The 19,291-nt window shown below is 70.0% G+C and carries 17 protein-coding genes and 3 pseudogenes; 5 read left to right on the top strand and 15 right to left on the bottom strand.

The features are described 5' to 3' along the window. Positions 1 to 996 (top strand): annotated as a pseudogene (locus FPZ41_RS47045) (hypothetical protein); the annotation flags it as partial. A gap of 217 nt (positions 997 to 1,213) precedes the next feature. On the opposite strand, the gene FPZ41_RS12805 reads toward FPZ41_RS47045, so the two are convergent. Then, entirely contained in the window at positions 1,214 to 2,200 is a 987-nt protein-coding gene (locus FPZ41_RS12805; protein ID WP_152862141.1) for an endonuclease/exonuclease/phosphatase family protein, read from the bottom strand. A gap of 140 nt (positions 2,201 to 2,340) precedes the next feature. Next, positions 2,341 to 2,997, bottom strand: a complete 657-nt coding sequence (locus tag FPZ41_RS12800) for a M15 family metallopeptidase (RefSeq protein WP_152862119.1) — start codon at positions 2,995 to 2,997, stop codon at positions 2,341 to 2,343. Between the two features lie 129 nt (positions 2,998 to 3,126). Between FPZ41_RS12800 and FPZ41_RS12795 the strand changes: the two genes are divergently transcribed. Then, entirely contained in the window at positions 3,127 to 3,822 is a 696-nt protein-coding gene (locus FPZ41_RS12795; RefSeq protein WP_131570337.1) for a response regulator transcription factor, read from the top strand. A 10-nt stretch (positions 3,823 to 3,832) separates the two neighbouring features. Continuing rightward, complete coding sequence (locus FPZ41_RS12790; protein WP_152862117.1) at positions 3,833 to 4,927, top strand: sensor histidine kinase; 1,095 nt, start codon at positions 3,833 to 3,835, stop codon at positions 4,925 to 4,927. Between the two features lie 164 nt (positions 4,928 to 5,091). Here the strand turns inward: FPZ41_RS12790 and FPZ41_RS50225 are convergent. From FPZ41_RS50225 to FPZ41_RS12775, 5 genes and pseudogenes are all read right to left on the bottom strand, one after another. Next, a pseudogene (locus FPZ41_RS50225) lies at positions 5,092 to 5,402 on the bottom strand (MmyB family transcriptional regulator). Then, the gene (locus tag FPZ41_RS50220; protein ID WP_407698777.1) at positions 5,354 to 5,581 is read right to left on the bottom strand and encodes an MmyB family transcriptional regulator; all 228 of its coding nucleotides are present in this window, start codon (positions 5,579 to 5,581) and stop codon (positions 5,354 to 5,356) included. The pseudogene FPZ41_RS50225 and the gene FPZ41_RS50220 overlap by 49 nt, the downstream one beginning before the upstream one ends. Positions 5,582 to 5,749: 168 nt before the next feature. Beyond that, positions 5,750 to 5,806 (bottom strand): annotated as a pseudogene (locus FPZ41_RS50215) (hypothetical protein); the annotation flags it as partial. Positions 5,807 to 6,071: 265 nt separating this feature from the next. After that, positions 6,072 to 7,400 (bottom strand): class I SAM-dependent RNA methyltransferase, encoded by a 1,329-nt coding sequence (locus FPZ41_RS12780; RefSeq protein WP_152862116.1) that lies wholly within the window; start codon positions 7,398 to 7,400, stop codon positions 6,072 to 6,074. A gap of 157 nt (positions 7,401 to 7,557) precedes the next feature. Continuing rightward, entirely contained in the window at positions 7,558 to 9,612 is a 2,055-nt protein-coding gene (locus FPZ41_RS12775; RefSeq protein WP_322620160.1) for an APC family permease, read from the bottom strand. A 724-nt stretch (positions 9,613 to 10,336) separates the two neighbouring features. On the opposite strand from FPZ41_RS12775, the gene FPZ41_RS12770 reads away from it, so the two are divergent. Together FPZ41_RS12770 and FPZ41_RS12765 are read left to right on the top strand one after the other, a co-directional pair. Then, positions 10,337 to 11,008, top strand: a complete 672-nt coding sequence (locus FPZ41_RS12770; protein WP_131563533.1) for a potassium channel family protein — start codon at positions 10,337 to 10,339, stop codon at positions 11,006 to 11,008. After that, the gene (locus tag FPZ41_RS12765; RefSeq protein WP_152862115.1) at positions 11,008 to 11,688 is read left to right on the top strand and encodes a potassium channel family protein; all 681 of its coding nucleotides are present in this window, start codon (positions 11,008 to 11,010) and stop codon (positions 11,686 to 11,688) included. Before FPZ41_RS12770 ends, FPZ41_RS12765 begins: the two co-directional genes overlap by 1 nt. A 104-nt stretch (positions 11,689 to 11,792) precedes the next feature. On the opposite strand, the gene FPZ41_RS12760 is transcribed toward FPZ41_RS12765, so the two are convergent. The 8 genes from FPZ41_RS12760 to FPZ41_RS12725 all read right to left on the bottom strand — a co-directional run bounded on the left by FPZ41_RS12760 (position 11,793) and on the right by FPZ41_RS12725 (position 19,122). Then, the gene (locus FPZ41_RS12760; RefSeq protein ID WP_322620159.1) at positions 11,793 to 12,545 is read right to left on the bottom strand and encodes a DUF3159 domain-containing protein; all 753 of its coding nucleotides are present in this window, start codon (positions 12,543 to 12,545) and stop codon (positions 11,793 to 11,795) included. Between the two features lie 3 nt (positions 12,546 to 12,548). After that, entirely contained in the window at positions 12,549 to 12,947 is a 399-nt protein-coding gene (locus tag FPZ41_RS12755) for an OB-fold nucleic acid binding domain-containing protein (RefSeq protein WP_131563530.1), read from the bottom strand. A 56-nt stretch (positions 12,948 to 13,003) separates the two neighbouring features. Continuing rightward, positions 13,004 to 13,714, bottom strand: a complete 711-nt coding sequence (locus tag FPZ41_RS12750) for a response regulator (protein WP_152862114.1) — start codon at positions 13,712 to 13,714, stop codon at positions 13,004 to 13,006. Then, positions 13,711 to 16,254, bottom strand: coding sequence for a sensor histidine kinase (locus FPZ41_RS12745; protein WP_152862113.1), 2,544 nt, complete (start codon positions 16,252 to 16,254; stop codon positions 13,711 to 13,713). The genes FPZ41_RS12750 and FPZ41_RS12745 overlap by 4 nt, the downstream gene beginning before the upstream one ends. 129 nt (positions 16,255 to 16,383) lie before the next feature. Further along, positions 16,384 to 17,064 (bottom strand): ABC transporter ATP-binding protein, encoded by a 681-nt coding sequence (locus FPZ41_RS12740; RefSeq protein WP_152862112.1) that lies wholly within the window; start codon positions 17,062 to 17,064, stop codon positions 16,384 to 16,386. 198 nt (positions 17,065 to 17,262) lie between these two features. After that, positions 17,263 to 18,024, bottom strand: coding sequence for a DUF3710 domain-containing protein (locus FPZ41_RS12735; protein ID WP_131563526.1), 762 nt, complete (start codon positions 18,022 to 18,024; stop codon positions 17,263 to 17,265). Between the two features lies 1 nt (position 18,025). Further along, the gene (dut, locus tag FPZ41_RS12730) at positions 18,026 to 18,541 is read right to left on the bottom strand and encodes a dUTP diphosphatase (RefSeq protein ID WP_322620158.1); all 516 of its coding nucleotides are present in this window, start codon (positions 18,539 to 18,541) and stop codon (positions 18,026 to 18,028) included. Beyond that, the gene (locus FPZ41_RS12725; RefSeq protein WP_322620157.1) at positions 18,538 to 19,122 is read right to left on the bottom strand and encodes a PaaI family thioesterase; all 585 of its coding nucleotides are present in this window, start codon (positions 19,120 to 19,122) and stop codon (positions 18,538 to 18,540) included. Before FPZ41_RS12725 ends, dut begins: the two co-directional genes overlap by 4 nt. Positions 19,123 to 19,291: the final 169 nt, after the last annotated feature.

Genomic DNA, 19,291 nt, shown 5'->3' with positions numbered 1-19,291 from the left:
GCCCCAGGCGGATCCGGCACCGACTGGATAGCCGAGCCCTGGGCCCTGGGCAGCGGCACCTACCAGGTCGGCAACTTCCCGGCCGGATGGTCCGAATGGAACGACAAGTTCCGTGACACCGTGCGCCGCGACCAGAACGCGCTGGGCGTGGAGAACGTCACCCCCAGCGACCTGGCCACCCGCTTCGCCGGCTCCTCCGACCTCTACCAGCCGAACGGCCGCGCACCCTTCAACTCCGTCAACTTCACGGTGGCGCACGACGGGTTCACCCTCGCCGACCTGTACCGCTGCAACACGAGGAACAACAACCAGCCTTGGCCCTATGGCCCGTCCGACGGCGGCTCGGACCACAACCTGTCCTGGGACCAGTCCGGCAACGCGGCCGATCAACGCAAGGCCGCCCGCAACGGCCTCGCCCTGCTGATGCTGTCCGCCGGTACGCCGATGATGACGGGCGGCGACGAGTACCTGCGCTCGACCAACTGCAACAACAACCCCTACAACCTGGACTCCTCGGCCAACTGGCTCACCACGAACCGGACCGCCGACCAGAGCACCTTCCGCACCTATGCCGAGCGCATGATCGCCTTCCGCAAGGCACACCCGGCCCTGCGCCCGGCGGACTTCTACAGTCCCGCAGACGGCAACGGCAACGGCATGGGCGAACTGGACTGGTTCACCCCAGCAGGCAGCGCACCCGACGGCACCTACTGGGGCAACCCCGACAACCACGCCCTCGCATGGCGCTACGACGGCACCGAACTCGGCGATCCCAGCAGCGCGATCTACGTCGCCTACAACGGCTGGTCGGGCGACGTCGACTTCACACTCCCGTCCCCCGGGGCGGGCAAGACCTGGTACCGCGTCACCGACACCTCCACCTGGGCCGAAGGCACCGACCAGGTCACCCGCCCCGGCAGCGAGGCCCTGATCGGCGGCACCGGCACCGTCTACCGGCTGCACGGCCGGGCCGCCCTGGTCCTGATCGCCAAGTAACCGCCGGACCGCAACAACACCACCCGCGCGGCTGTGTCCCCACCTCGGCCCCGGCACGAGGAGTTCGCCTCACCGTGAACCGCCCACTCCGACCGGGCAGAAGGCGGCGGCCCCGGCCGCTGACCGCACAGCAGCGGGATCGGCGTGCCGCGGTGCGGCCGCACCAGGATCCGGTCGTCGTTGCGCGCGGGGCGGATCTGGAGCCTTGACGCGCCGTTCACCAGCTGATTCCGGCCGCCACCGGCAGGTGGTCGCTGCCGGTGGCCGGCAGTACCCACGAGCTCGCCGGCTCCACGCCGCGGACCAGGATCTGGTCGATGCGCGCCACCGGGAACTTCGCCGGCCAGCTGAAGCCGAAGCCGTCCCCGGCCGTGTCCTGGACCGAGTGCAGCCGCGAGGTGATGCCGGCGAACGCGCGGTCGTCCGTGGTGCCGTTCAGGTCGCCGAGCAGCACCACCCGCTCGTTCGGCTCGGCGGCGACGGCCTCGGCGAGCGCCTGCGCGCCGCGGTCCCGGCTGTCCGTCCAAAAGCCATTCCTGGGAAGCACGCGTACGGACCCCAGGTGGGCCACATACACCGCCAGCGGACCCTGGTCCGTGGCCACCGTGGTGCGCAGCGCCCGGTTGTAGGCCATCTTGCTGTCGACCGGCTTGGTGTCCCCCAGCGGCCCGTAGTCCATCTTGGTGTCGACCGGCTGGGTGTCCGACAGCGGCAGCTTGCTCCACAGCCCGACCGTGCCCTGCACCGTGTGGTACGGGTACGCCTTCTCCAGCTCCTTCTCGTACTGCGGCTTCGCCTGCGGGGTGATCTCCTCCAGGGCCAGCACGTCCGCGCCGGAGGCGGCCAGGTCCCGAGCGGTGCCGGCCGGGTCGGGGTTGTCGGCGCCGACGTTGTGGCTGGCCACGGTGAGGGCGCTGCCCGAGTGGGACTTGTCGCTGAGCAGACCGCCGAAGAGGCTCAGCCATACCGTGACCGGCAGCAGCAGCGCGACCACCGCGGAGGCGGAGCGGCGCCACAGCGCCCCGGCCGCCAGCACCGGGATGAACAGACCGAACCACGGCAGGAAGGTCTCCGCCAGGCTGCCGAGGCCGCCGATCCGGTTCGGGATCCTGTCGTGCAGCAGCATGAACAGGCCCAGCAGCAGCGCCAGCGCCGCGAGCAGCGGGCCGCGCTTCCACGGCCCCGGCCGGGAGGCGATGTGCATCGCCCGGCGGATGCCCGCGCGCCAGGTGGTGGAGCCGGTATCCCGGTGGCCGCCACCCGCCTGTGCAGGCTCCGCCGTGTCCACCTGCGTCATCGTCCGTCCTCGCCCACCGTCGGTGCTACCCGTATGAAAAGTGCTGGTCACTGCTGCATCCTCGGGTCCTGGGTGGGGTCGGCGTACATGCGCGGGCAACCACGATCGCTGGCGTTGCCGCGCAGCTCGTAGTGCCAGGGTTCGTTCTTGTAGATCTGGCACAGCCCGTATGCGGCACCGTGCTCGGACAGCCACGCCGTCGCCGTGGAGCGCCCGATGTCGACCGCGTCCCCCGACACATGAGGAGACGTCGCCGCGGTGGCCACCCATCGGGCGGCCTCGTCTTCGGACCCGTACGTGGAGACCGCCTCGCGAAGAAGATGGTCTTGGTACTCCGGGGAACGCCAGCCGCTGTTGACGTGGAACTCGACTCCGTCGTCCGCGGCAGCCGTCGCAGCCCGGCAGAGGGCCTTGAGCAGTGCTGGATCGATGTTGGCCACAGCCGGAATGTCGTCGTCGAAGACCGTCACGCCGTCGGGGACGACACCGCCGGCCTCGCCGAGCGCACCACGGCGCTCACTGCGATACGTATGAGTGAGCGGTGCGCCAGAGGGAGACGGTGGTGCGACCGGACGGGACAGTGGTGCGACCGAGCGGGACGGTGACGCCGCCGAGGGGAACGAGGAATTCGGCAGCTGGTATCCGAGGACTACGGCGATGGCTCCGATGACGACTATCAGGCCCACGACAAGAAGCCGGCGCATGCGGCGGCTTCTTGTTCGTGCTGATGGTGGGGTGTGACGCATACCGCCAGTGAAGACAGGGCGGTGTTGCCGGCACGTATGTGGTTTTCGATATACCGACGATATGTGCCGGCTCGTAGCCTCAATGGCATGCGTGTATTGATCGTCGAGGACGAGCCCTATCTGGCAGAAGCCATCCGCGACGGCCTGCGCCTCGAAGCGATCGCGGCCGACATCGCAGGTGACGGCGACACCGCTCTGGAACTGCTGAGCATCAACGCCTACGACATCGCCGTCCTCGACCGCGACATCCCCGGACCGTCCGGTGACGAGATCGCCACACGCATCGTCGCCTCCGGCAGCGACATGCCGATCCTCATGCTCACCGCGGCCGACCGTCTCGACGACAAGGCCTCAGGGTTCGGACTCGGCGCCGACGACTACCTCACCAAGCCGTTCGAACTGCAAGAGCTCGCGCTCAGGCTCAGAGCACTCGACCGCAGGCGCGCCCACAGCAGGCCTCCCGTGCGGGAGATCGCAGGTCTGCGCCTTGACCCGTTCCGCAGAGAGGTCTACCGGGACGGCCGCTACGTCGCGCTGACCAGAAAGCAGTTCGCAGTGCTCGAAGTCCTCGTCGTCGCCGACGGCGGTGTCGTCAGTGCCGAAGAACTCCTGGAACGCGCGTGGGACGAGAACGCCAACCCGTTCACCAACGCCGTGCGCATCACCGTCTCGGCACTGCGCAAGCGTCTCGGAGAACCCTGGATCATCGCCACCGTGCCAGGCGTCGGCTACCGCATCGACACGCAGCCGGAGGCCGGTCACAAGGGAGGCGAGCGTGGATAGAGCCCCTGGGTTGAGTGTTCGCCTCAAACTCACCCTCAGCTACACCGGATTCATCATGCTTGCCGGCGCCCTGCTGCTCGCGGCTGTGTGGCTGTTCCTCCTGCGTTACGTCCCCGAACGTGCACTCATCATCCCCGGCTCCACTGGCACCTCCCATGGTGTTTTTCCCATCCGGTCCAACCTTCTGCGCGTTTTCGCTCCGAGGGCAGCCGCAGTATTGGCATTCCTGCTGGTGCTCGGCCTCGGGGGAGGGTGGATCCTCGCCGGCCGGATGCTCGGCCCGCTGACTCGCATCACGGGCGCCACCCGCCTGGCCTCGACCGGATCGCTCTCCCACCGAATCCGGCTACCGGGCCGCAAAGACGAGTTCCGCGAACTCGCCGACGTCTTCGACAGCATGCTGGAGCGGCTCGAAGCACACGTCGCCGAACAGCAGAGATTCGCGGCCAACGCCTCTCACGAGTTGCGCACCCCGCTCGCGGTCTCCAAGGCACTTCTCGACGTGGCCCGCACCGATCCGAACCGCGACACCGGCGAAATCATCGACCGCCTCCACGCCGTCAACACCCGAGCGATCGACCTCACCGAGGCGCTGCTCCTGCTCAGCCGCGCTGACCAACGGTCCTTCACCCGAGAACACGTCGACCTGTCCCTCATGGCGGAAGAAGCCACCGAAACACTCCTCCCCCTCGCGGAAAAGCACGGCGTCACCATCGAGACCCGCGGCGACATCACCCCCACGATCGGATCGCCGGCGCTCCTGCTGCAGCTGACCACGAACCTCGTGCACAACGCGATCGTCCACAACCTGCCTGCGCAGGGCACCGTGTGGGTCAATACCAGCGTCCGCCCCAGGACTGTGGTGCTCACTGTCGAAAACACCGGCGAGAAGCTCACCCCAGAGCTGGTCTCGACCCTCACCGAACCCTTCCAGCGCGGCACCGAACGCATACGCACCGACCACGCAGGCGTCGGCCTCGGCCTGGCCATCGTCAAAACCATCACCCACGCACACGACGGAACACTCACCCTCACCCCGCGCCCTGCCGGCGGAATCCGCGTCGCTGTGGAACTACCCGCGACAGACCGGCACTCCGACAGGTAACGAATCCGGGAAGTGGTGCGCCGCCACTACAGGAAATCTGCGACGCGAGCACGGAGCCTCGAACCACGACGTGATGGCTGGTCGGGGTGGGAGTTGGAGGTGCTGAACACCGCCGCACGGTGCCGGGGCCGCCCTCGCTCCATGCCTCCGGGTCGGCCCCGACGCTACCGCGGATAATCACCGGCCTCGGCTCCAAGTACGTTGAGAAGAGCCAGAGCCTCAGTGTCAGGGAATCCTGGCGGCGCGCTGTAGAGCACGAGGTGCTGGTCGCGGTCCGTGAGCGTGAGCGTGTCGCAGTCGACGGTGATCTCCCCGACGACCGGGGGCGGAAGGTTTTCGTGAGCATCGGCGCGGCCTGCACGTCGTGCCGCTCCCAGAGCCGGGCGAAGTCGGGGCTGGCGTTGCGGAGCTCGTCGACAAGGCCGGTCACCGCGGGATCCGTCGGGTAGCGGGCGAGGGTGGCGCGGAGCTCCATGACCACTCGGTGCCGGAACTCGGCGGCGTCGGAAATCCGTACAGCGTCGCATCGGCGCGCTCCGACCCGAGGAATGCCCGGCGCGCGAGATTGCGGTCCTTCGGGGCGAGCCCGGAAAAGTCCTCCATGAGCGCGGCCGCGAGGTCGTTCCACGCGAGCACCTCGAACGCGGCGGACATGACCATAGCGGCCGTCTGCGGCAGCCGCTCGAGGAGCGCGAGGATGCTCGGGCGGACATCGCGCCGGTGCAGCCGGGCGCGGGTCGGCGCGGTACCCGCGAGGACGTGGAGGTGGTCGGACTCGGCGTCGGTCAGCCGCAGCGCGCCTGCGATCCCCGCGAGGACCTCGCCCGACGGTCGCGGCGCCCTGCCCTGCTCGAGCCGGATGTAGTACTCCGTGGAGATGTACGGGAGGACCGCCGCCTCCTCGCGGCGAAGACCCGGTGTCCGGCGTCGCGGTCCGGAGGGGAGGCCGACGTCCTCCGGCCGGAGCCGCTAGCGACGGCTACGGAGGAACGCCCCAAGCTCCTGCTTGTCCATACCGCAAGTCTGCACGCCGCGCGGCGTGCAGACCCTGGTACCGCCTGTGCCTGCATCCGGCCCACACGATGTACTCGCCCAGGATCCGGAAACAGGTCGAGCAGATCTACCGGATCCATGAATCTGCAGGTCAGGAGCCCTTCGCGGCGGGCTCCAGAATCGCCACGCACTCCACATGATGCGTCATCGGAAACAGATCGAACGCCCGCAGCATCCGCACCCGGTACCCGCCCTCCCGGAAGTACGCCAGGTCCCGTGCCAGCGCGGCCGGATCGCAGGCCACGTAGGCGATCCTTCGCGCGCCCAGTGACGAAAGGTGCTGGACCGTCTTGTGGCCCGCGCCCGCGCGGGGCGGGTCCAGGACGATGAGGTCGACCTCGGTGATGCCGGTGCGCGGGAGGACCGAATCGACCTTGCCCTGCTCGATGCGGACGCGGTCGAACGCGGCGAGGTTGTGCCGGGCGTCCTCCACCGCACGCTTGCCGGACTCGATGCCGAGGACCGCGCCCTTGTCGCCGAGCCGGTCCGCGAGGGCGCCCGCGAAGAGGCCCGCCCCGCAGTACAGGTCCAGGGCCATCTCGCCCTTGCGCGGCAGCAGTCCCTGCATCACGGCGGTGACGAGGGTGTCGGCCGCCTTGGGGTGCACCTGCCAGAAGCCGCCGCTGCCGACCCGGTACGTACGGCCGTCCGCGCGTTCGCGTACGAAGGGGCGGCCGTGGACGCGATGGACGCCGCCGTCCTTCTCGCCGACCCGCATCACCGACACCGGCTTGTCCAGCTCCACGATGGGCAGTCGCGCTCCCGGCTTCGGCGTCAGGATCACCTGTCGGTCCTGCGAACCCGTCGCCGTGATCGCCTCGATGGACGCCATGCCCGTCCAGTCGCGCTTCTCGATGCCCAGCTCGGTCACTCCGGGAGCCGCGATCATGCAGTGGTCGACCGGCTCGACCTCGTGCGAGCGGTGGCGGCGCAGACCGGCCCGGCCGTCGGGGTCCACCGCGTACTGCACCCGTGTGCGCCACGCCGGGACCTCGCCCGCCGGAAGCTTGTCGCCCTCGGCCGGCACCACCGTGCCGTCCCAGCCCGCCTCCTCGGGTGTGAGGCCCGCGAGCCGCAGCAGCTGCTCGGCGATGACCTCGCCCTTGAGCCGCCGCTGGGCGCCCGGCTTGGCGTGCTGCCAGTCGCAGCCCCCGCAGCGGCCCGGCCCGGCGTACGGGCAGGGGGCCTCGATACGGTCCTTGGACGCCGACAGCACCTCCACCGCGTCGGCGCGCAGGAAACGCGCCCCTTCCTCGCCCTCCGTCACCCGCGCGACGACCCGCTCACCGGGCAGCGCGTGCCGGACGAAGAGGACCTGGCCCGTGGAGGTACGGGCGATGCAGTGGCCGCCGTGGGCGACGGGGCCGATCTCGACCTCGTACTCCTCCCCCACCAGCGATTTCTTCTCTTCTGCCTGCATGGCGGGGTGACTCCAAGACGTTGAGCAAGACGTTAGGGGCGAAGACGTGCGCAGACACGCGACGACGTGAAAAGGCCGGCGGCCGGACAACAGCCCACAAGTCTACGTGGGTGTCACCCGGCCGTTCACCACAAGCCCGTCGCTCAGCCGGTGCGGGTCAGCTCCTGGTGCTGGGTGCCTTGGTCTCCCTGGGCCGTTCCGCGACGCCTCGGCGCACCGCGCCCGGTGCGTTCCACTCCTGCCGCCTGCGGGCCCGCTTCCGCGCCGCCTCGCTGGACTCCAGCTGGTACGGCACCGAGGTGACCATCACGCCCGGGGTGAACAGCAGCCTGCCCTTCAGCCGCAGGGCGCTCTGGTTGTGCAGCAGGTGCTCGTACCAGTGGCCGACCACGTACTCGGGGATGATCACGGACACCACGTCGCGCGGGGACTCCTTGCGCAGCCCCTTCACGTACTCGATGACCGGGCGCGTGATCTCGCGGTACGGCGAGTCCAGGACCTTCAGCGGTACGTCGATGCCGCGCCGGTGCCACTCCTCCTGGAGCGCCTTGGTCTCGGCCGGATCGACATTGACGCTGAGGGCCTCCAGGGTGTGCGAGCGCAGCAGCTTGGCGTAGGCGAGGGCGCGCAGTGTCGGACGGTGGATCTTCGATATCAGGACCACCGAGTGGACACGGGACGGGCGCACGGCGTCGTCGCTCGGGCCCTCCGGTGCCGCGATCTCGTCGGCGACCCGGTCGTAGTGCTTACGGATCGCCGTCATCGTCGCGTAGAAGATCACCATGCCCACCAGCGCCACCCACGCACCGTGCGTGAACTTGGTGACCAGGACGACGACCAGCACCAGCCCCGTGAAGAACGCGCCGAAGGTGTTGATGGCCCGGGAGCGGACCATGTGCCTCCGCTTGGCCGGGTCCCGCTCCGTCCTCAGGTGACGGTTCCAGTGCCGGACCATGCCGGTCTGGCTGAGCGTGAAGGAGACGAACACCCCCACGATGTACAGCTGGATCAGGCGCGTTGAGTCGGCGCCGTAGATCCACACGAGCAGTCCGGCCGCGCCCGAGAGCAGCACGATGCCGTTGGAGAACGCGAGCCGGTCGCCGCGGGTGTGGAGCTGGCGCGGCAGGTAGCGGTCCTGGGCGAGGATCGAGCCGAGCAGCGGGAAGCCGTTGTACGCGGTGTTGGCGGCGAGGAACAGGACGAGGGCGGTGGCGGCGGCGAGCAGGACGAAGAAGAACGTGCCGTCGCCGAAGACGGCGGCCGCGACCTGGGAGATCACGGGGTTCTGGACGTAGCCGTCACCGACCGGGACGCCGTTCTCCAGCAGTTCGTGAGCGGGGTTCTCGGCCATGCGGACGTTGGTCGCCATGGCCAGACCGATGATGCCGCAGAACATGGTGACGGCGAGCAGGCCCATCATCGCCAGCGTGGTGGCCGCGTTCTTCGACTTGGGCTTGCGGAAGGCGGGCACGCCGTTGGAGATCGCCTCCACACCGGTGAGCGCGGCACAGCCGGAGGAGAACGCGCGCAGCAGCAGGAAGACCAGCGCGAAGCCGGCGAGCCCCTGGTGCTCGGCCTTGATCTCGAAGCCGGCGGTGGGCGCCTCCATCGTCTCGCCGAGCACCAGACCGCGGTATGCGCCCCAGCCGATCATGACGAAGACGCCCGCGACGAACACGTACGTCGGGATCGCGAAGAGCTTCCCGGACTCCTTCACCCCGCGCAGGTTCATCAGCGTCAGCAGCACGATGATGCCGACGGCGGACAGCACCTTGTTCTCGACGAAGAAGGGGATGGCGGAGCCGAGGTTCTCCACACCGGAGGAGATGGAGACGGCGACGGTGAGGACGTAGTCGACGAGCAGCGCGCTGGCGACGGTGAGGCCGGCCTTCGGGCCGAGGTTGGTGTTCGCCACCTCGTAGTCGCCGCCGCCGCTGGGGTACGCGTGCACGTTCTGCCGGTACGACGCCACCACGGTGAACATCAGCACGACGACCGCGACCGCGATCCAGGGGCTGAAGTGGTACGCCGACACGCCCGCGATGGAGAGGACCAGCAGCACCTCGCCCGGCGCGTACGCCACGGAGGAGAGCGGGTCGGAAGCGAAGACGGGGAGTGCGATGCGCTTGGGCAGGAGGGTTTCCCCCAGCCGGTCACTGCGCAATGCGCGCCCGATCAGGATCCGTTTGGGCACGTCGGTCAGTTTGGACACGCAAGGGATCGTAAGCGGTCCGGGTGCGGGGAGCCCAGCCTCCCCCACCCCCGACCGGTCGTCCGACGGCGGCCCGTCCCGCCGTCTGCCCTCCGAGTGAATCGAGGGCGGAGGCGGGCTGCGGATTCCGGCACGGACGGCGTCCCCATGGCTATATGACGAAAACCACCTCCCACATGACGAAATCCGCCTCCCACCCGCCCTGGAGACTTCATGACGCATGCCGCGGACCTCATCGGGGCCGCCGCCGAACTCATCGGCGCCGCCGCCGCGCTCGTCGGTCTCGCTGTCCTGACGGTCGTCAGCATCCGCAGCATCAGCCGCCGCTGAGGCTCCCCGGGCGAGTTCTCCATGAGGCCCCGGCCGTCGCATGTTGTCCGTCATGCGGGCCGTGATGTGGTCCGTGATGTGGTCCGTGATGTGTCACGCCTCACGACGGACGGACAATAGCTCTTGTGTTCGACTCGCGTGGGCCTCGGTGGCCGGATCGCCACCGGGGACACCGGGCCCGTCATCGGCCCGTGCGGTCGGGCAGATACGTTGGACACAGGCATCCGGCAGCCGGCACCCGTTGCCCCGGCCGGGGCAACGGCCGGAATTCACCGGCATGATGTTGCCTGGCGGCCCGCAAGCCGGCCGCACGTGTCGCCCGCCGAGCCGAGAGAAGGACATGAGCAAGACATGGACACGGGCCAGACGGCCTGTGGAAAGCGTGGTGTAGGCCGTGCACATTGTCATCATGGGCTGCGGACGAGTGGGCTCCGCTCTCGCCCAGACCCTGGAGCAACAGGGGCACACGGTCGCGGTGGTCGATCAGGACCCGACCGCCTTCCGGCGGCTGGGCTCCGGGTTCGGCGGCCGTCGAGTCACCGGAGTCGGCTTCGACCAGGACACCCTGCGCGAGGCGGGCATCGAGGAGGCGGGCGCGTTCGCCGCCGTCTCCAGCGGTGACAACTCGAACATCATCGCCGCGCGGGTGGCCCGTGAGATGTTCGGCATCGAGAACGTGGCAGCACGTATCTACGACCCACGCCGCGCCGAGGTCTACCAGCGGCTGGGCATTCCGACGGTCGCCACGGTCCGCTGGACCGCCGACCAGATGCTGCGCCGGCTGCTGCCCTCGGGAGCCGAGCCGCTGTGGCGCGATCCCACCGGTGGCGTGCAGCTCGCCGAGGTGCACGCCTCGACGGCCTGGGTGGGCCACAAGATCAGCAAGCTGCAGGAGGAGACCGGCGTCCGCGTCGCCTTCCTCACCCGGCTGGGCGAGGCCATCCTGCCCACCTCGCAGACGGTGCTCCAGGAGGGCGACCTGGTGCACGTCATGATGCGCACGGACGATGTCGAGAAGGTCGAGGCGTCCTTCGCCGAGGGGCCCGATGAGGAGGGCGGTCACTGATGAGGGTCGCCATTGCCGGAGCCGGCGCGGTCGGCCGCTCGATCGCCGGCGAACTGCTGGAGAACGGCCACGAGGTCCTTCTCGTCGACAAGGCGCCGACCGCCATCTCGGTCGAGCGCGTCCCCCAGGCGGAGTGGCTGCTGGCCGACGCCTGCGAGATCACTTCGCTGGACGAGGCCGCGCTGCAGCGGTGCAACGTGGTCATCGCGGCGACCGGTGACGACAAGGTGAACCTCGTCGTCTCGCTGCTGGCCAAGACCGAGTACGGCGTCCCGCGCGTCGTGGCCCGCGTCAACAACCCCAAGAACGAGTGGCTGTTCAACGAGGCCTGGGGCGTGGACGTGGCCGTCTCGACCCCCCGCCTGATGTCGGCCCTGGTGGAGGAGGCGGTCAGCGTCGGCGACCTGGTCCGCCTGCTCCGCTTCAGCCACGGCGACGCCAACCTCGTCGAGCTCACCCTCCCCCCGGAGTCGGCCCTGGCCGGCACCCAGGTCGGCGAGGTCGCATGGCCCGAGGACACCTCCCTGGTCACCATCATCCGCGGCACCCGCGTTCTCACCCCGACCCAGGAGGACTCCCTGGAGGCCGGCGACGAGCTGCTGTTCGTGGCCGCCCAGGCGCGTGAGGAACAGCTGGAGGACCTGCTGTCGGTACGGCGCCAGGACGACGCGACGGGCTGACTGCCGCTCTTACGTCGGCCCGTACGTGTCGTACGTTCGCCTGTATGTGGATGGGGGCGCCCGGAGATCTCCGGGCGCCCCCATCCACATACAGGCGAACGGCGTTACATCTCTCGGCGGTGACGGCCCGCGGCCGCTTCGTCCTGCTCCCGTTCCGCGGCCCGGCGCTCCTCCTCCGCGCGCTCCTCCGCCTCCATCTCGGCGAAGACGTCGATGGGGGCCGGGGCCTTCGCCAGGAAGACCCACGTCAGCCACACCGCCAGCAGGAACGGCGGAATCTTCAACGCGATCAGCACCCAGCCGAGCTGGGTCGTGTCCGCCCACCAGTAGAGGGGGAACAGAATCGCGCACTTGCCGAGCAGGATCAGTCCCCAGGCGTAACTCGCCTTCGTGTACGCCTTCTTGCGGCCGGGGTTACGGGTGCGCCAGGAGAGGTTCTCCTTGAAGACCGGGCCGAGGATCAGACCGAGCAGCGGCACGCCCGCGAGCGTCGTGATGATGTACGCGAGGGCGAGGCCCAGCGTGTAGAGCATGCCCGGCAGGTAGAAGTCCTTCGCGTTGCCGGTCATCATCGCGAAGACCACGCCGAAGGCGACACCGAAGACACCGCTGAAGGCGTGCTTCATGGTGTCCCTCATCACCAGACGGACCACCACGAGCAGCAGCGAGACGACGAGGGCCGCGATGGCGGACGAGTGCAGGTCCTTGTTGATCGTGTAGATCGTGACGAAGAGCAGGCCGGGCAGGACCGTCTCGACCATGCCCCGGACGCCACCGAACGCCTCGAACAGCGCGGCCTCCGTCACCGCCCTCGAATCGTCCTGGGCGTCTTCGGTCGGCTTGTCGAGCGACGTCACCGGCTACTCCCGTCCGAGCGGTCTCAGTTCGTACTTAGGGTTGAACAGCACTCTACGGCCCCGGCTCATCGAGATCCGGCCGGATGCGATCAGCTTGCGCCCCGGCTCTATCCCGACGATGGAGCGCCTGCCGAGCCACACCACGTCCAGGGCGGCCGAACCGTCGAACAGCTCGGCCTCCAGGGCCGGGACTCCGGCCCTCGGGCGCAGCGTGACCGTGCGCAAGGTACCAGTAACCGTCACTATCTGGCGGTCGTGACAGTCGCAGATGCGCGTGCAACCCGCCGTGTCCGCGTCCTCGCGCAGCTCCTCGGACTCCAGGTCCTCCTGGGACGAGGAGAGCCGGTCGAGCATGCGCCGGAAGCGGCCCGCCGGCTTGTCGGAACGAGGGGCAGCACTCATACCGGAAAGCCTACCGGGGGCCACCGACACGGGATGAGCCCGCGTACGGTCACGCCCTACTTCTCGAACCGGTAACCCATGCCCGGCTCCGTGACGAAGTGCTTCGGATGCGACGGGTCCGCCTCCAGTTTCCGCCTGAGCTGGGCCATGTAGACCCGGAGGTAGTTCGTCTCCGTGCCGTACGACGGCCCCCAGACCTCCTGGAGGAGTTGCTTCTGGCTGACCAGGCGGCCGGTGTTGCGGACGAGGACCTCCAGCAGATGCCATTCCGTGGGTGTGAGGCGCACGTCCCTGCCACCCTTGTTGACCTTCTTGGCCACCAGGTCGACGGTGAACTCGTCGGTGTCCACGACCACGTCGTCCCCGCCGCCTCCGATGGGCTCGGCCCGGCGGACGGCGGCGCGGAGGCGGGCGAGGAGCTCGTCCATGCCGAAGGGCTTGGTCACGTAGTCGTCGGCGCCCGCGTCGAGCGCCTCGACCTTCTCGTCGGAGGAGTGGCGGGCGGACAGGACCAGGATCGGCACCCGGGTCCAGCCGCGCAGCCCCTTGATCACCTCGACGCCGTCCATGTCGGGCAGGCCGAGGTCCAGGACGACGACGTCGGGGTGGCGGGCGGCGGCGAGCCGGAGCGCGGTGGCGCCGTCATGGGCCGCGTCGACCTCGTAACTGCGTGCCTTCAGGTTGATCACGAGGGCGCGCACTATCTGCGGCTCGTCGTCGACCACGAGCACCCTCGTGACGGTCTGGGGGGTCCCCTCAGGGCTCATGAGACCTGCCTTTCCGGTTCTGCGAGTCGTGCGGGGGCCTGGAGCGCGTCCACAGCCCGGAGGGTGAGCACCATGGTGAGTCCGCCGCCGGGGGTGTCCTCGGCGTTCAGCGTGCCGTCCATCGCCTCGGCGAACCCGCGGGCGACGGCGAGGCCCAGTCCCACGCCGGCTCCGCGCGGGGCGTCGCCGTGGCGCTGGAAGGGCTCGAAGATGCGGTCCTTGGCGTCGTCGGGGACACCGGGGCCGCGGTCGACGACGCGGAGCTCCACGCGGTCCGCGAGCGCGCTCGCGGCCACCAGGACGCGTGCTCCGGGCGGGCTGTACTTGACGGCGTTCTCGACGATGTTGGCGACCGCCCGCTCCAGCAGTCCCGCGTCCACGGCGACCATGGGCAGGGTCTCGGGCACGTCCAGCTCCACACTGTCCTCGGGCACCCCGCCGAGTGCCATCGGCACCACCTCGTCGAGGTCGATCTCGCGGATCAGCGGGGTGACGGTGCCGGTCTGCAGGCGTGACATGTCCAGGAGGTTGCCCACGAGGTGGTCGAGCCGGTCGGCGCCCTCCTCGATGCCTTCGAGCAACTCGGCCTGGTCCTCCTCCGACCAGGCCACGTCGTCGGAGCGCAGGGAGGACACGGCGGCCTTGATGGCGGCGAGCGGGGTGCGCAGGTCGTGGCTGACGGCGGCGAGCAGCGCGGTGCGGATGCGGTTGCCCTCGGCCAGCGCGCGGGCCTGCTCGGCCTCGTGCTGGAGCCGCTGACGGTCCAGTACGACGGCGGCCTGCGCGGCGAAGGCGGCGAGCACCCGGCGGTCGGAGGCGGGCAGGACGCGCCCGGACAGCGCGAGCGCCATGTGGTCGCCGACCGGCATGTCCACGTCCGCGTCGTCCGGGCGCCCGACCACCAGTCCACCGCCCACACGGCCCGCGCAGGTCCACGGCGCCACGTCGCTCTCCCGCTCCAGGAGGGCCACCGACTCCATGCCGAAGGTCTCCCGGACCCGTTCCAGGAGTTCCTCCAGCCTGGTCTCGCCGCGCAGCACGCTGCCCGCGAGGAACGAGAGGATCTCGGACTCGGCGCGCAACCGGGAGGCCTGATGGGTGCGTCGGGCCGCCAGGTCGACCACGGAGGCGACCGACACGGCGACACCGACGAAGATCGCGAGGGCGACGATGTTCCTGGGGTCGGCGATGGTCAGCCGGTGCAGCGGCGGCGTGTAGTAGTAGTTCAGCAGCAGCGAGCCGAACGCCGCCGCGGCGAGCGCCGGATACAGGCCGCCGACGAGCGCGGCGGCCACGGTCACCGCCAGGAACAGCAGCATGTCGTTGGCGAGGCCGAGGTCGACGGTGTTGAGCAGCAGCGCGAGGACGACCGGGCCGAGGACTCCGGTCAGCCAGCCCGTGATGACCCGGGCCCGGCCCAGGCGCGCGCCCCGGGCGACGGGCAGTCCGCGTCCCTTGCCCGCCTCGGCGTGCGTGATCAGGTGGACGTCCAGGTCCGGCCCGGATTCCCGGGCGACCGTCGCGCCGACCCCCGGCCCGAAGACGTACTGCCAGCTCTTGCGGCGCGACACCCCCAGCACGATCTGGGTGGCGTTCACCCCGCGCGCAAAGTCCAGCAGAGCCGCCGGGATGTCGTCGCCGACCACGTGGTGGAAGGTGCCGCCCAGGTCCTCCACCAACGTGCGCTGCACGGCGAGTTCCTTGGGCGAGGCGGAGGTCAGCCCGTCGCTGCGGGCGATGTAGACGGCCATCACCTCGCCCCCGGCGCCCTTCTCCGCCAGCCGTGCCGCCCGGCGGATCAGCGTCCGCCCCTCCGGCCCGCCCGTCAGGCCGACCACGATCCGCTCCCGCGAACCCCAGATCGCCGACACCCGGTGTTCGCTGCGGTACTCGTTCAGGTACTCGTCGACGCGGTCGGCCACCCACAGCAGCGCCAGTTCGCGCAGGGCGGTGAGGTTGCCCGGGCGGAAGTAGTTGGAGAGGGCCGCGTCGACCTTGTCGGACTTGTAGATGTTGCCGTGCGCCATACGGCGACGCAGCGCCTGCGGCGACATGTCGACCAGCTCGATCTGGTCCGCCCGCCGCACCACCTCGTCGGGGAGGGTCTCCCGCTGCCGTACACCCGTTATCGACTCGACGACGTCACCGAGAGACTCCAGATGCTGGATGTTGACGGTCGATATCACGTTGATGCCCGCCGCGAGCAGCTCCTCGACGTCCTGCCAGCGCTTGTCGTTGCGGGAGCCCGGCACGTTGGTGTGAGCGAGCTCGTCCACCAGGGCGACGGCCGGGGCACGCCGGAGCACGGCGTCCACGTCCATCTCGGTGAACACGGCATCGCGGTAGGCCAGCTCCCGGCGCGGAACCTGCTCCAGGCCGTGCAGCATCACCTCGGTGCGCGGCCGGTCGTGGTGCTCCACGAAGCCGACCACGCAGTCGGTGCCCCGCTCCACGCGGCGGTGCGCCTCCGAGAGCATGGCGTACGTCTTGCCGACGCCCGGTGCCGCACCGAGGTAGATCCGAAGCTTGCCGCGTCCCATGGCCTCATTGTCTTCCCGTCACAGCTGTGCACGCAGCGTCGACCTTACGGCCAACAATCACGACAAAGAGGGCGACGGGGTGGGCCGTGATCGCTCTTTGACGGAACTCTGACGCAGCGATGACCGGGGTCAGGCCTCCACGATCTCCCCGTCCCGCAGTTCCAGAACGCGGTCGGCGAGATCGAGGAGCGTCGCGTCGTGCGTGGCGACCAACGCGGTGACCTGCTCGCTGCGGACGACGGCGCGCAGCAGCTCCATGACGGCGTGGCCGGTCTCGGCGTCGAGTTGGCCGGTGGGCTCGTCGGCGATGAGGAGCGAGGGGTTGTTGGCGAGCGCGCGGGCGATGGCCACGCGCTGCTGCTGGCCGCCCGACAGCTCGCCGGGCCGCTGCTCGGCGTGGTCGGCGAGGCCCACGAGGGAGAGCAGCAGCTCGACCCGTTCCTCGCGCTCGGCGGGCTCGGTCCGGCGCAGCCGCAGGGGCACGCCCACGTTCTCGGCGGCCGTGAGGATGGGGATCAGCCCGAAGGACTGGAACACGAACCCGACGCGGTCCCGGCGCAGCTGAAGCAGCCCGTCCTCGCCCAGCCCGGACAGATCGAGCCCGTCGATGGTGATCCGCCCCTCGTCCGGCTCGTCGAGCCCGCCGACGAGGTTCAGCAGGGTGGTCTTCCCCGACCCGGAACGGCCCTTGAGGGCGACGAGTTCACCGCGCGGCACGTCGAAGGAGACGCCGCGCAGCGCGTGCACGGCGGCCGCGCCGCTGCCGTACGAGCGGTGCACGTTCTCGACGCGCACCATCGTGTCCCCCATGGCCCCTCGCCCTCCCCGTCGGCCGAACGCCCAGTATGGTCACCGGGCACCCGGCCGATCAATGGTTCGACGCACGCCGAGGCCCCCTTGCGTCACCCGCCCCGAGCGCCGACAGCTCACGAGGCGCGAAGAGTTCGGACATGACAATGGGCCGCACCCGTCGGGGTACGGCCCATGCGGTCCCGTGCATGCTCAGGGCTAGCGGACCTCGGTGATCTCCGGTCCGCGCTGCAGCTGACCCATGCCGCCGGCGAAGCGGGACCCCTGCTCCTCCTGCTGGACGCCCTCGGGGACCATCTGCGCGTCGTTCGGCAGCTTCAGGACGATCGGGTCGCGGGGGGCCATCGGGCCCTCACCGCGGATGACGACCGTGTCCCGGAAGATCTGCTCCAGCAGCCCCGCGGTCTCCGGCTCCACCGCGCCCCGGCCGGAGATCACTCCCCGCAGGAACCAGCGCGGCCCGTCCACACCGATGAACCGTACGACCTGGAAGCCGCCCGTCCCGTCCGGCAGCTGCACCGGCACCTGCGCCCGCAGCTCCCAGCCCAGCGGGCCCTCGACCTCGTCGATGACTCCGCCCTGCTGCGTGATGCCGGTGGCGATCTCCTCGCGCACCTCGCCCCAGATGCCCTCGCGCTTGGGCGCGGCGAAGGCCTGCAGCTGGACGGCGCTGTCGCGTAGCACGACGGTCGCCGCGACAATCGCGTCGCCCGCGACCTCGACCCGCAGCTCCATGCCGTCGACCCCGGGCACGAAAAGGCCGCCCAGGTCGACCCGGCCCTCGCCGGGCTCGCGCACCTCGGAGCTGTCCCAGGGTCCTTCTGGGCGCGGCGCGGGCTCCAGCCGTACGCGCTCGCGCTCGCCTTCTTCGTCCGCCTCGGTGTCGACGCTGTCGACGACCTGCTCGGCCTCGCCGGCCGCGTCCTCGGCGGCACCCTTCTTCTTGCGACGTCCGAACACGTCACTGTCCTTCCCGGTCGGATACGACCGAAGCGTATCGATTCCCACCCGTTCTGCCGCCCACGGCGGCATGACCGCCAGTGGACCCGAAACCCCCGTCGGCCCGCGCCGAGTCGGGAAGCTCCGCCACCTCCTGGAAGCGAACCTTCTCGATCTGCTGGACGACCAGTTGGGCAATCCGGTCGAAGCGCTCGAACCGCACTGGCTGGTGCGGGTCGAGATTCACCACGATCACCTTGATCTCCCCACGGTACCCGGCATCAACCGTCCCCGGGGCATTCACGAGGGCGACACCACAGCGGGCTGCGAGACCGGAACGTGGGTGCACGAAGGCCGCGTACCCCTCAGGGAGGGCGATCGACACCCCGGTGGGCAGAACCGCTCGCTCCCCCGGCGCCAGTTCACGGGCCTCGGTGGTGCGCAGATCCGCGCCGGCGTCCCCGGGGTGCGCGTATTCCGGAAGGGGAACCTCCGCGTCGACGCGCCGGATCAGCACGTTCACGGGCGTACGGCTCACGGGTTCACCTCGAAGGCGCGGGCACGCCGGACCTGGTCCGGGTCGTCCATGGCCGCCCGGATCTCCTCCTGGCGGCCGTTGTCGATGAAGTGGTCGACCTTCACCTCGACGAAGAGGGCGTCGGCGCGGACTGCGACGGGGCCGTCGGGGCCGCCGATACGCCCGGTGGCGGTCGAGTAGATCTTCCGTCCGGCCACGGCGTTCACGCGGGCCTCCAGATGCAGCACGGTGCCGACGGGCACGGGCCGCACGAAGTCCGTCTCGAGCCGCCCGGTCACGGCGATGGTGCGCAGCAGCCAGTTGAGCGAGCCGAGGGTCTCGTCGAGCGCGGTCGCCAGCACACCGCCGTGGGCGAGGCCCGGGGCGCCCTGATGGGCGGGCTGCACGGTGAACTCGGCGGTCAGCGAAACGCCCTCACCGGCCCTGGCCTCCAGGAGCAGCCCGTGCGGCTGCTCGCCCCCGCATCCGAAGCACTGGCCGTAGTGCGCCCCGAGCAGCTCGCCGGGGGCGGGCGCCGCGGGGTGCCGCACGGGCGCCAGGGCGTCGGCCGGAGGCTTCAGGGCTGAGGAACTACCACTCACAGCCGCAGACCTTACCTGCCCGCCCGCCTCCCACCACCGCCGTACCGGACAGCGCTCCGCGCAGACCGCCCCGGCCATCATCCGCCGCCCACCGCGGTGCGGTCCGACAGCGCTTCGCGCGGACCGCCCCGAATCCTGCACAAGTCAGGCACCGTGCCAAGCTTGTCGC

It is taken from the genome of Streptomyces acidicola (assembly GCF_009377235.1).
GTDB lineage: Bacteria > Actinomycetota > Actinomycetes > Streptomycetales > Streptomycetaceae > Streptomyces > Streptomyces acidicola.
This window is presented reverse-complemented; position numbering and strand designations above follow the sequence as displayed.